This window comes from Corynebacterium sp. H130 (assembly GCF_037572395.1).
In the GTDB taxonomy this organism is placed as follows: Bacteria; Actinomycetota; Actinomycetes; order Mycobacteriales; family Mycobacteriaceae; genus Corynebacterium.
Genome location: NZ_JBBHLA010000005.1, coordinates 266972 through 279679, shown reverse-complemented (window position 1 = coordinate 279679; position 12708 = coordinate 266972). Strand labels below are relative to the sequence as shown.

Sequence of the window (12708 nt, the reverse complement as noted above, 5' to 3'; positions counted from 1 at the left end):
CCATAAAAGATGATAATCAGCCATATGAAAAGCCAAAAACCTAGCAAAACAAACAACCAACGAATGATTGTCCAAAAAAACACGGGTGACAGACGATCCGACGAGGAAAAACCCGCCACCCAAAAAAATTGAGTATTAATGCTCTTTCACAGACCACTCCTGGCCTGCCGGCACCAACACACAACCAAAAACAAAAAATAAAAAAGTACTTGGCACACTATTGAGTTCTCAAACAACACACGCACAACCAACCTGAGTGATGGATTTACCAGACTCGGTGTGATTGGCTGGGGTTTCACGTTAACAAAGAATTCATCTCTTTGTCAAAGAATTTTCCCCTTGCAGTGAGTTACAACCTTTCGGCTGCTGTCTCGCTGACCCGGATTAAGTTACGCACAATCCAACAGGAATACAAATCTGCAGGTCATCAGCCATATTATATGCCAAAAGGCGGTGAGGATTGATCCTCACCGCCCTCACTTTAGCGAATTAGGCCTTGCGGGCTCCGGCGAAATTCTTCTTACCCTTACGCAGGACGAGCCATGAACCGTGTAGCCAGTCAGCTTCGGCTGGCTGCCAATCTTCAGATTCGATGCGTTCGTTGTTCGCGTACGCGCCACCTTCCTTGATGGTGCGACGCGCGTCGCCCTTGGAAGCAACGAGACCAGATCCCACGAGAAGATCCACGATGTTCGCGTCTCCAGGTGCATCAAAGACAGCGGTTTCTGCCAGCGCGCCGGCAAGCGTCTTTTCATCGAGTTCGGTCAGCGATGCCTTGCCGAAAAGTGCCTGCGCAGCGAGTTCAACTGCGACGGTGGCGTCGTGACCGTGAACCAGATCTGTCATTTCCTGTGCCAGGCGTCGTTGTGCTTCACGCTTGAATGGGCGCTCAGCTACCGCGTCTTCGTAAAAGGCGATCTCTTCCTGTGTCAGGAAGGTGAACCAACGCAGGTAGTCGATGACCACGGAGTCACCAGCGTTGAGGAAGTACTGGTACCAGGAGTACGCGGAGGTCTTCTCCGGATCGAGCCAGAGCTTGCCACCACCGGTGGACTTGCCGAATTTCTGGCCCTGCGCATCGGTGACCAGAGGCACGGTCAGACCGTGAACCTTCGCGCCGTCGACACGGCGGTTGAGGTCAACGCCGGAAACGATGTTGCCCCACTGGTCTCCGCCACCGATCTGCAGTACGCAGTCGTGCTCGCGACGCAGGTGAACAAAGTCGTTGGACTGCAGCAGCATGTAGGAGAATTCGGTGTAGGAGATGCCGTCGGATTCCAGGCGACGCTTCACAGTGTCGCGGTCCAGCATCGTGTTGAGGGAGAAGTTCTTGCCCACGTCACGCAGGAAGTCGATGACGGACATGTTCATCGTCCAGTCAGCGTTGTTCACCATCAGAGCTGGGTTATCGCCGTCGAAGTCGACGAAGCGTCGCAGCTGCTCCTTGATGGCCTCCAAATTCTTTTCAATGACTTCCTGGGAAAGCATCGAGCGCTCGCCGACGTCGCGAGGGTCGCCGATGAAGCCGGTTGCGCCGCCGGCAAGGGTGATTGGGCGGTGTCCGGCCTGCTGGAAGCGACGGAGCATGATCATTGGCACCAGGTGACCTGCGTGGAGAGAGTCACCCGTTGGGTCGAAGCCACAGTACAGAGTGATCGGGTTTTCACATGCTTCGCGGAGGGCGTCAATGTCAGTGGACTGGTTAATCAGGCCGCGCCACTGGAGTTCGTCAATGATGTTCATTTTTCCTACTTTGCTGGGTATTCTTCGGCTTCATCTGCAAGCATCACCGGGATGCCATCGTCGATTCGATAGGCAATCCCTAGCCGCTCGTTTACGAGCTTTTGCTCTGCCTCGAGATATCGCAGTGGGCCTTTGTCTTGTGGGCACACCAGAATTTCCAGCAACTTAGGATCGATTGTCATGACCTGCATTCTACCTATGGGCCCGTTGTCAGGGTGCACTACCCTGCGACGGCCCGTCGAGATAGAGCTTCACTCCGGAGAACTTCTCCTCGAGCTGTGATCGTTGGTCTTCCAGGCCCTTGAATTTCTGTTGCACGATGGCATTGAGAATCTTTGATGATTCCATGTTCAGGAAGTGAAGTGACTGGTCAAGCTCATCGATGCCCTGTGAACGAGCGATGTCGGGGACTTCTTCGAAAGCCGTGACAAGTGTCGGCACGTGGCTGAACGCAATTTCGTTTACGGTCTGCAGCAGGATTGGCTGGGCGGCGAGCTCGTCCATGTGTCGCTCGAGCTGGCCGATGGTCCAGCTCAGCTGCCCAAGCTCACGCTCGGAGGATTGACCAACTCCAAGATTTCGGAAGCGTACGGTTGATTCTTCAATGGCGTCAACAAGCGTGCGTGGTTCTTCGAGCGCGGGTTGTGGGGCCGCCGGGGTGAGTGCGACGCCGATGCCCCACGCAGACAGCGCGATAACCGGCCACATTGTGCCGAGGCCGACAACAAGGTGAACCACGATGGCGACGATGGCCAGGACCATTCCCACCATGTTCCGCCTGGAAAAGAACCAATTATTGGTATCCACGGATCTCCTTAAATGCCGCGGCGAGGTCACCCTTTGTGGCATCGAACGTCTTGCCACCAGTGAGTTTCGCGAGTGATTCCATCTCTTGCTTGTTGGATTCGCCGTACAGGATGACGAACACTGGAATGCGCTTTTGCTCCGGAGTCAACGCATTGTAGAAGCGCTCGAAATCCTTGTAATCGGCACCGGTATTCGACGCGCCGTCGGACATGAGGACGATGGATGGAATCTTGCCGTCCTTGCCTACGCCACTTTCGAACTCGTTGTAGGCGGTTTGGAGGGCGTCATAAACGGCGGTCCCGCCACCAGGTTGAATCCCGTTGATCGTCGCCTTCAGTTCATCTCGTTTGCTCTGATCAGACTTCTCAAAGGTTCGGCTTTGCGGGGCGGCAACGTAGGTGTCGAATGCAATGATGGTGAGCTCTTCCCTATCGCGTAGGCCCACGGCGCCAGTGGAGGTGCGGGCTGTGCCGTCGACAAGCTCGGTGAGGATCTGGTGCAGGCTGTCCATGCGCTGGCCCGTCATCGAACCCGACTTGTCCAGAACGAACACCGTGCGCCCTGGGGATCGGAGGTCGTCGCTGAATGCTGACACGAGGTCATCAGCCACCTCTTGGCGCGCGGGAAAAGGCAGCTCGATCAGCGTGTTTTTCTGATGGTCCGGATGCGGCCTAGTACCTGGGTCCACCGGGCGACGCTGCGTATCCTTCACGATGTCGCCATTGTGCTCGACCAACCACTTGCTGAGTTTTTGCACGTTGTCCGCCGCGGACTGGCTGCGGGGATTGTGCAGCGGAGCAAGCGGATAGTCCGCGGTCACGACACCATCCGCTGGCACCACCACCTGAATGTCCGAACGCCCAGAATTCTTCATTTGCAGCAACACGGACTCGTAGTTGATGATCGCCTCAGTGCGATTCGGATCAGATACGAAGGCCTCTTCCAGCCAGCCTGAGGAGCCCGACATCAGGTTTTGCCCCGCAAAAAACTCCCGCAACGGCGCTTGCACCTTGCGGATGTCCTCAGTGGTCAAGGCTGCGCCCGTATCTGCCTGAGCAGTGGCGACAGACACCAGCGCCGAAAAACCGGAATTTGAGCGCGAGGGATCAGTCATGCCGAAGCGAAGCTTCTTCGCCTTGACCGCCTCAATGATTTCCGCCCACGTCGGCTGCTTGTCAGTCCACCCCAACGAGCGCGCGGTCTCCTGCCGCACACCGAAGGCAATGGGTGAGGTGGCAATGCTTGTCGACGTGCCAAGCTTGTCCTCCGCGTTGTACAAATCGACATACTTGTTCGTGGCAAACCACGTGGCATCGTAAGCGCCATCGAAGGAACCATTTTTCAGCGCCATGGAGTTCGCGATGGTGCCATCCGGGTAGTCAAGCGTGATCTTCATCGAGAGTTCCTTTTCGGCCTGACGAATCAAAGGCGCCATGTCCTTGAGCTCCGTGGCCGCTACGATGCGGATTTCGCCGCTCGCTTTGTCCCCGGGTGGCACCAACGAATCCGTTCCGCAGGCCACGAGGACGAGGCTGAGAACCGAAGCTAGCGCTGCTTTGAGTTTGGTGATCATTGTTCCGGAGCTCCTTCGGGAGGCGCTGAGCTGGAATATTGCGCGCTTACCCCTTCGATGAGTTGTTCAAGGCGATCGAAGTCAGGTGGGTTGATCGTGGATAGGAAGTCAGGAGGCGGGGTAATTCCGCTTTGGTTGAGTTGCTCCGCGAAAATCCCTGGAGTGTTCGGGCGGAACCCGTGCTTAGCAGCAAGTTTTTGCAGCTCTTTGTCCGTGGCGAGCGCTTCGCCCAATTTATTTCCCTTCTCGCTGTAGGCCAGCAGGGTGTGTTGGGAGGAAATGGTTGGATCAAGGTACGCGAGTTTCATATTTGCACCGATGGTGTTCGGCGCGGACATCTGTTGGCCAAGGAATTGCGCCTCGTAGATCATCACCATTGGCTTGGCTCCCATCCCCTGGGAAAGGTATTCAGCGAACGGCCCTGCCGAGGAGCTTCCGGTGTATCCCTGGTGAGTGAACAGTGGGCTGACCTTCCGAACCACCTTGTCCACTTCTGCATCGGAGGTCGGCACGTTTCCGCCATTGGCCACCCACGCAGCAATTGACAGATACATCGCCGCTGAGTTGGAACTGCGGATATCCGTTGAGGCGATCTGAACGCCCAGCGGAGACGGGAACTCCGGCGCGATGTCGCGCCAGCGCTTGCCACTAGCGGAAAGCTCTAGGTACTTCTCCATGTTGATGTACCAGTGACCGTCTTTTTGAGTTGCTACCTTTTCGCGCTCGAGGGCTACCAGGATCGGCTCGAACGTGGCAACGGCCATCGGAGAATGGAACGGCGTGTACATGCCTTTCGGCTGTGTTTCGCGGGAAATCTTCTCCGCTGCCGGCCCGGAGGAAGGGAACGCAGCATCAAAATCTTTGAGATCAGGGCGCGTAGCGATCTTTCGGGAGCCGCTTGGGGTGACTTCGACAGTCAAGCCCCGTTCTTCGAGGCGCTTCACAACCTCTGGATCGCGGAAGAACTCCATCTTCTCGGATCCGGCGACAACCCGCACCGTATCCTTATCCCCGGCCAACGGGAGGTCTTTGTCCCCGCTGCGTCCGACTATGACCGCAGCAACGATCACACCGATGAGAACCAGTGCGAGCAGAATTGAAATAAAACCTGGTCCTGATCGCTTTTTCGTTTGATAACTGCTCACCATAAGCTCATGGTAGATCCCACTGGTCATCACCGCTATGGATAGACGAGTGCCCCCACCTGTTTGAGGCGGGGGCACTTGTTGTTAAGGGCTGATTACTTCTCGGCCCACTTCTTGAACTCGGAGGAAGCTGCTGCGACTCTCTCGCGTTGCTCGGCGACGCGCGAGCCCGCGGTGCCACCACGGGTGGCGCGGGAGGCGACGGCGCCTTCAACGGTCAACACCTGTCGAACGTCAGGTGTCAATCTAGCATCGACCGATGCCAGCTCCTCGTCGGTGAGGTCGACCAGGTCTACTCCCCTAGCTTCCGCAATGCGGACGCACGCACCGGAGGCTTCGTGAGCTTCGCGGAATGGGACGCCCTGACGGACCATCCACTCCGCGAGATCGGTTGCAAGAGTGAATCCGGCTGGTGCCAGCTCGAGCAGGCGCTCCTCGTGGAAGGTCAGCGTGGATACCAAACCGGTCATTGCAGGCAGCAGCAGGTTGAGCTGCGCAAAGGAGTCCACAATTGGCTCCTTGTCTTCCTGCAGGTCACGGTTGTACGCCAATGGCATGGCCTTCAAGGTTGCCATCAGGCCAGCGAGGTTACCGATCAAGCGACCAGTCTTGCCACGAGTCAATTCAGCCACGTCAGGGTTCTTCTTCTGCGGCATGATCGACGAACCCGTGGACCAGGCGTCAGACAGCGTGACGTAGCCGTATTCCGGGGTGCACCAGTAGATGATTTCCTCGGCCAGGCGGGACATGTCGACGGCGATCTGTGCCAGCACGAACGCGGTTTCCGCCGCGAAGTCGCGGGAGGCGGTGCCGTCAATCGAGTTGTCGCAAGCAGACTCAAAGCCAAGCTCCGCTGCGATCGCTTCTGGATCCAACGCAAGCGAGGAACCAGCGAGCGCGCCGGAACCATAAGGAGACACCGCGAGGCGCTTATCCAGGTCCTGGATGCGCTGCAGGTCACGCAGCAATGGGTGCGCGTGCGCCAGGAGCTGGTGTGCCAACAGTACTGGCTGCGCTGCCTGGGAGTGGGTCTTGCCCGGCATGATCGCGTTCGGGTGAGCTTCGGCCTGAGCCACCAGGGCGTCGACAAGCTCGGTGACCTGGATAGCTACGGAACGGGCGGCATCGCGGACCCACATGCGGAACAGGGTTGCCACCTGGTCGTTGCGGGAACGGCCAGCGCGCAGGCGACCGCCAACCTCGGGGCCGACGATGTCGATGAGCCCGCGCTCCATGGCGCCGTGGACGTCCTCGTCGGTCGGCAGCGGCTTGAATTCGCCAGAGGCTACTGCAGCGCCGAGCTGGTCCAAACCGTCGAGCATGGTGGCAAGGTCAGCGTCCGAGAGCAAGCCAGCCTTGTGAAGCACGCGGGCATGTGCCTTGGAGGCGAGCACGTCGTACGGTGCGAGCACCCAGTCGAAATGCGTGGACACGGATAGGGCAAACATTGCCTCAGAGGGGCCGCCGGCGAAGCGGCCTCCCCAGAGTGCGCCTTCGTTTGTGCCGGCCATTTATGCCTCGCGGTCGCGCTTGTTGGCGATCTGCGTGGACAGACCGTGCAGCTGGACGAAGCCCTTGGCAGCGGTCTGGTCGAAGGTATCGCCGGTGTCGTAGGTTGCGAGGTTGAAGTCGTACAGGGAGTGGCTGGAACGACGGCCGTTGACGATGATCTGGCCAGCCTGCAGCACCAGGCGGATATCGCCGGTCACGTGCTCCTGGGTGGACTCGATGAAGGCATCGAGGGACTTCTTCAGCTGACCGAACCACAGGCCGTCATAGACCTCTTCGGACCAGCGGGAATCGATCAGGCGCTTGTAACGGCCCAGCTCACGCTCGACGGTCACGTCTTCCATGGCTTCGTGTGCCTTGATCAGGATCATGGCGCCCGGTGCCTCGTAGATTTCGCGAGACTTGATGCCAACGAGGCGGTCCTCAACCATGTCCAAGCGACCAACGCCCTGAGCGCCACCGCGGCGGTTGAGCTCCTCGATGGCCTCGAGAACGGTGACTGGGCGACCATCGATGGCTACTGGCTTGCCCTGCTCGAAGGAGATGATCAGCTCATCTGGTGCATTGCCGAGGGCTGGATCCTCGGTGTAGGCGTAGAGGTCCTTTGTTGGTGGGTTCCACAGGTCCTCGAGGAAGCCGGTCTCGACTGCACGGCCCCAGACGTTCTGGTCGATGGAGAATGGGGACTTCTTGGACTGCTCGATAGGCAGGTTAATTTCCTCGGCAAAGGCGATGGCCTTATCGCGAGTCCAGGCGTAGTCACGAGCTGGGGCGATGATCTCGAGGGATGGGTCGAGGGCACGGAAACCGACCTCGAAGCGAACCTGGTCGTTGCCCTTACCGGTGCAGCCGTGGGAGACGTGGGTGCCGCCGTGCTCCTGAGCAGCCTTAATCAGGTGCTTGACGATCAGTGGGCGGGAAATTGCAGAGACCAGCGGGTACTGCTTCATGTACATGCCGTTTGCCTTGATGGTTGGCAGGCAGTAGTCGTTGGCGAACTCATCCTTGGCGTCAATGACAATGGACTCAACAGCGCCACAGTCAAGAGCGCGCTGGCGCACGGACTCCATGTCCTCGCCACCCTGGCCGAGGTCGAGGGACACGGCGATGACTTCGCCACCGGTCATTTTGGCCAGGTATGGGATGGCAACGGAGGTGTCGAGGCCACCGGAGTATGCAAGTACAACGCGGTTAGTCATGAAAGTTTCTTTCCTTTAGTTGTTGAAATTTTTAAGAGCGGCGGCTGAACATGTCGCCGAGTTCTTTGCCCGTCATCGGTTCGCGTGCCAGAACGAAAACAGTGTCGTCACCTGCGATGGTACCCACCACTTCGTTCATGCCAACTCGGTCGATGAAGCTCGCCAGGTATTGTGCGGCTCCGGGAGGAGTGCGCAGTACTGCAATGTTGCCTGTGTGATCGACGGAGACCAGCAGATCATCGAGCATGCGACGCAGCTTTTCCTGCGGGCCTCGCGGTTGTTCAATCCGTTGGCCGTCGACAAGCCCGACAGCGTAGAACGCCCGACCGCCGTCTGGACGCACCTTCTTGGCGCCGAGTTCGTCGAGGTCGCGAGAGAGGGTCGCCTGGGTAATGTCGATGCCTTCGTCGAGCAGGAGCTCAGAGAGCTGGACCTGGCTGGAGACGCGGTACCGTTCGAGGATTTCCAGGATGCGGGCTTGGCGCGCAGTTCGAGTCACGGGATTTGTCATCGTTGATGCTCCATGAGCCACACGAGCAGTGCCTTCTGCGCGTGGAGGCGGTTTTCGGCTTCATCAAAAACGCGGGACTGAGGACCGTCGATAACCTCGGCGGTGACCTCATTCCCACGGTATGCAGGCAAACAGTGCAAGAATACCGCAGTGTCTTTCGCGCGTTGCATCACCGCGCCGTTGACCTGATAAGGCAGGAACGGTGTGCGGCGGTCGAGGCCGTCGTTTTCCATGCCCATCGACACCCAGGTGTCGGTGATGACCACGTCGGCACCATCTACAACGTCCAAGGAATCAGAGACAGTGACGGTAGCGCCGGTCTCCTCTGCACGGCGCTGAGCACGCTCGACGAACTCGGCACGCGGCTGGAAGTCCTTCGGCGCGCAGATGGCGATGTCCATGCCTGCGGTCGCGAAACCGATGAGGTAGGAGTTGGCCATGTTGTTGTCACCATCGCCGAGGTACACGGCCTTCTTACCCTTCAGGCCCGCAGGTCCTTCTTCAGGACACAGGTTTTCTACGCATGTCTGCAGGTCTGCCAGGATCTGACACGGATGCAGATCATCGGACAGCGCATTCACGATCGGCACCGTCGCAGTCTCAGCCATGTCCAGCAGGTTCTGGTGCGCGTAGGTTCGCCACACGATCGCGGACACGAACCGCGACAGCACAGCGCCAGTGTCCTGGTAGGTCTCCCCCTTGCCCATCTGCGAGCTGCCGGAATCAGTCACGATCGCATGACCACCGAGCTGCGCGATGCCAGCATCGAAGGAGAAGCGAGTGCGCGTGGAGGTCTTATCAAAGAGCACCGCTACCGACTGCGGGCCGGCAAAAGTGTCCCGAGAGTACGGTGCCTTCTTCAGCTCCGCCGCCAGCGCAAGCACCTCTGCCTGTTCTGCTGGGGTGAGATCGTCGTCAGCCAGGAAGTGTCGAACCATTTAAGCCTCCTTCTCTACGTCTGCCAGCAGTGATGCCAGCCGCTTCGTTGCCTCAGCTAGTTCTTCGTCGGTGATGACGAGCGGTGGGGTCAGTCGCAGCACGCTTGTCGACGGCGCGTTGAGAATCAATCCATAGTCCGCGCCCTTCGCGACTGCTTGCTTTGCCCATTCTCCCTTGAGCACGACGCCAAGCATCAAGCCACGACCGCGAACATGCTCAACCTGAGCAATCTGAGTAATCTGAGCTGCAAACTCAGAGCCCTTTCGGGTCACCTCAACGCAGAAGTCATCGTCGATGACACTCAAAACGGCATTTCCCGCGGCGCAGGACACCGGATTGCCACCAAAGGTGGTGCCGTGGGAGCCCGGGGTGAACAGCTTGGCCGCCGCACCGTGCGCCAGGCAGGCACCGATCGGCAAGCCACCACCGAGCCCCTTGGCCATCGTCACGACATCAGGGACGACGCCTTCATGCTGGTGGGCAAAGAAGTCACCGGTACGCGCGACACCCGTTTGTACTTCGTCCACGATGAACAGCGCGCCAACCTCGTCACAGATCTCGCGAACTGCCTGCAGGAATCCTTCTGGTGCCGGGATGACGCCGGTCTCACCCTGAATCGGTTCGAGGATGATCGCCGCAACATCGGTCGGGTTGATTCCAACCAATTTGCGCAAGTAATCCACATCGCCGTACGGGTAAAACTCAACGCCGCTTGGCATTGGTTCGAAGGCCTTGCGCTTGTCCGGCTGACCGGTCAGCGCCAGCGAGCCCATGGTGCGACCGTGGAAGCCGTGCTCGGCAGCAAGGATGCGGCGCTTACCAGTCAAGCGCGCAAGCTTGAAAGCAGCCTCATTTGCCTCGGCGCCGGAGTTGCAGAAGAACACGCGGGTCTCCCCTGCCAATTCCACATTGCCGCGGGCAAAGCGCTCAATGAGTGACGCACCGAGATTGAGAACTGGCTCCGACTGGAACAGGTTGGACACGTGTGCAAAGTTTGCTACCTGTTTGGAAACCGCCTCAACGATGGCTGGATGACCATAGCCCAGGGAGTTCACTGCAATTCCCGCCAGCAAGTCGATATGGACGCGACCTTCGGAATCCGTGACGGTTGCACCTTGACCGTTGGTGATGGTCAATGCGGGCGTGCCGTAATTGTCCATCAAAGTTTCTGACCACTGTGGCATTTACTTGTCCTTCCTGAACACAGTTCCATCTGGGTAGTTTTCCCGGTCGTAACCGTCGGGAAGCACCATCGTGCCGATACCGCCCATGGTGAGCAGCTCGAGTAGCACAGAGTGCGCGATGCGACCGTCGATGACATGGGACGCCGCCACGCCCTGATCGACGGCCGAAAGGCATGACTCCATCTTAGGGATCATTCCCGAATCGAGGTTCGGGAGAATTTCCCGCAGCTTGCTCGACTTAATGGCTGAAACGAGGGAGTCCTTGTTAGGCCAATCGGTGTAGAGGCCCTCCACGTTGGTGAGGATAACGAGGCGCTCGGCACCCAAGGCACCTGCGAGTGCACCAGCGGCTGTATCAGCATTGATGTTGTACACTCCCCCGTCGTCACCTGGGGCGACAGTGGAGACCACTGGGATACGACCGGCGTCGATAATGTCGCGGATGGTGTCTGCGTTGACGGACGTGATGTTGCCGACGAGGCCGATATCGGTGGCGGTGCCTTCGACGTCGATAAGGCGTTTTTCGGCCTTGAAAAGGCCGCCGTCCTCACCAGACATGCCGACGGCGTAGGGACCGTGGGAGTTGATCAGGTTGACCAGGTCGCGGCCTACCTGGCCAAAGAGCACCATGCGCACGACCTCCATGACCTCCGGAGTGGTCACGCGGAAACCGCTCTTGAACTCGCCGTCGAGGCCAAGACGCTTCAGCATGCAGGAAATTTGCGGTCCGCCGCCGTGCACGACAACTGGCTTCACGCCAACGGTGCGCAGGAACACCATGTCAGCTGCGAAAGCGGCTTTGAGCTCGTCATCGACCATGGCGTTGCCACCGTACTTGACCACGACGATCTTGTCGCGGTAGTGCTGCAACCACGGCAATGCCTCTGCCAGGACATGAGCCCGGTCGGAAGGGGTGAGATCTACCATCGTGAGGCCCTCCTAGCTCGAGTAGGCCGAGTTGATCTCGACGTAGTCGTGGGACAAGTCTGTGGTGCGTACCATCGCCTGGCCTGGGCCACCGGTGCCGAGGTCAACGAGGACATCAATGTCTGCTCCCGACAGGTCAACCTCGCGGGCACCTGGGGCACCGGTCGTCTTTTCGCAGACGGCCTGGCCGTTAAAGAACACGGAAATGTTGTCTGGATCCATGTCGGCATCTGCCATGCCTACGGCCGCGAGAACGCGACCCCAGTTCGGGTCGGATCCGAACATCGCGCACTTGAACAGGTTGTCGCGGCCCAGCGTGCGTGCTGCGTTCAGGGCTTGTTCGTCGTTCGTAGTTCCCTTGACCGTGATCTTCACGCGCTTGGTCACGCCTTCGGCGTCACTTTGCATCTGGTCTGCAAGGCTGGCGCATGCTTCCAAAACTGCGGCCTCAAACTCTGCAGTGTTCGGAGCGACGCCGGAAGCGCCATTAGCGAGCAGAATGACAGTGTCATTGGTCGAGGTGGAACCGTCGATATCCAGCGTGTTGAAGGTGACAGCGCACGCCTTCCGCAGTGCTTCTTCGGCCACCTCAGCGGTCACCTGCGCATCCGTCGTGAGGCAGACAAGCATCGTAGCCAGCGACGGCGCCATCATGCCGACGCCCTTGCCCATACCGCCAATAGACCAACCGTCACGCTCCACCAACACGGTCTTTGCGACGGTATCCGTCGTCATAATCGCCGTGGCAGCTGCGTCACCGTTGTCGCCCAAATCGCCGGCAAGCTTGTCGACGCCAGTGAGCACCTTCTCCATCGGCATAAGCTCACCGATGATGCCGGTAGAGCAGGCAGCGACATCGGCAGCAGGGACATCGAGTAGTTCGGCAACCTTGCTCACCACTGCCTGAGCGTCCGCATCACCTTGCGTGCCATTGCACGCATTTGCGTTACCGGAGTTGTACACGACTGCGCGCAACTGGCCATTGGCAAGTGCCTTCTTCGAAAGCTTGACTGGCGAGGCAGTGACGCGGTTGCGCGTAAACACACCTGCTGCGACGAACTCTGGTCCTTCGTTGACCACGAGCGCCATATCTGGATTACCGGACGGCTTAATTCCCGCGGTGGTAGCCGCTGAGAGGAAGCCTTGTGGCTTAGTAACGGTCATCGTCTTC

At 58.8% G+C, this 12708-nt stretch carries 12 protein-coding genes; all 12 read right to left on the bottom strand.

Annotated features, from left to right (window positions below; all coding sequences use genetic code 11):
- Nucleotides 1-489: 489 nt before the first annotated feature.
- Complete coding sequence (gene tyrS, locus WG939_RS11160) at nt 490-1743, bottom strand: tyrosine--tRNA ligase (protein WP_339985765.1); 1254 nt, start codon at nt 1741-1743, stop codon at nt 490-492.
- Nucleotides 1744-1748: 5 nt separating this feature from the next.
- A complete protein-coding gene (locus WG939_RS11155; RefSeq protein ID WP_339985763.1) occupies nt 1749-1925 on the bottom strand; it encodes a Trm112 family protein in 177 nt (58 codons plus the stop codon).
- Nucleotides 1926-1953: 28 nt separating this feature from the next.
- The gene (locus WG939_RS11150; protein WP_339985761.1) at nt 1954-2550 is read right to left on the bottom strand and encodes a hypothetical protein; all 597 of its coding nucleotides are present in this window, start codon (nt 2548-2550) and stop codon (nt 1954-1956) included.
- Complete coding sequence (locus tag WG939_RS11145) at nt 2537-4123, bottom strand: vWA domain-containing protein (RefSeq protein WP_339985759.1); 1587 nt, start codon at nt 4121-4123, stop codon at nt 2537-2539. Before WG939_RS11145 ends, WG939_RS11150 begins: the two co-directional genes overlap by 14 nt.
- Nucleotides 4120-5271, bottom strand: a complete 1152-nt coding sequence (locus WG939_RS11140; RefSeq protein ID WP_339985758.1) for a hypothetical protein — start codon at nt 5269-5271, stop codon at nt 4120-4122. The genes WG939_RS11145 and WG939_RS11140 overlap by 4 nt, the downstream gene beginning before the upstream one ends.
- Before the next feature lie 92 nt (nt 5272-5363).
- Complete coding sequence (argH, locus tag WG939_RS11135; protein WP_339985757.1) at nt 5364-6779, bottom strand: argininosuccinate lyase; 1416 nt, start codon at nt 6777-6779, stop codon at nt 5364-5366.
- Nucleotides 6780-7976: an argininosuccinate synthase gene (locus tag WG939_RS11130; protein WP_339985755.1), complete on the bottom strand. Its 1197-nt coding sequence runs from the start codon at nt 7974-7976 to the stop codon at nt 6780-6782.
- Nucleotides 7977-8007: 31 nt separating this feature from the next.
- A complete protein-coding gene (locus WG939_RS11125; protein ID WP_339985752.1) occupies nt 8008-8487 on the bottom strand; it encodes an arginine repressor in 480 nt (159 codons plus the stop codon).
- Nucleotides 8484-9425 (bottom strand): ornithine carbamoyltransferase, encoded by a 942-nt coding sequence (gene argF, locus WG939_RS11120; protein WP_339985750.1) that lies wholly within the window; start codon nt 9423-9425, stop codon nt 8484-8486. The genes WG939_RS11125 and argF overlap by 4 nt, the downstream gene beginning before the upstream one ends.
- Nucleotides 9426-10610, bottom strand: a complete 1185-nt coding sequence (locus WG939_RS11115) for an acetylornithine transaminase (RefSeq protein WP_339985748.1) — start codon at nt 10608-10610, stop codon at nt 9426-9428.
- Nucleotides 10611-11537, bottom strand: coding sequence for an acetylglutamate kinase (argB, locus tag WG939_RS11110; protein WP_339985746.1), 927 nt, complete (start codon nt 11535-11537; stop codon nt 10611-10613).
- A 12-nt stretch (nt 11538-11549) separates the two neighbouring features.
- Nucleotides 11550-12701 carry a bifunctional glutamate N-acetyltransferase/amino-acid acetyltransferase ArgJ gene (argJ, locus tag WG939_RS11105; protein ID WP_339985744.1) on the bottom strand — a complete coding sequence of 384 codons (1152 nt, stop codon included), beginning with the start codon at nt 12699-12701 and terminating at the stop codon, nt 11550-11552.
- Nucleotides 12702-12708 lie beyond the last annotated feature (7 nt).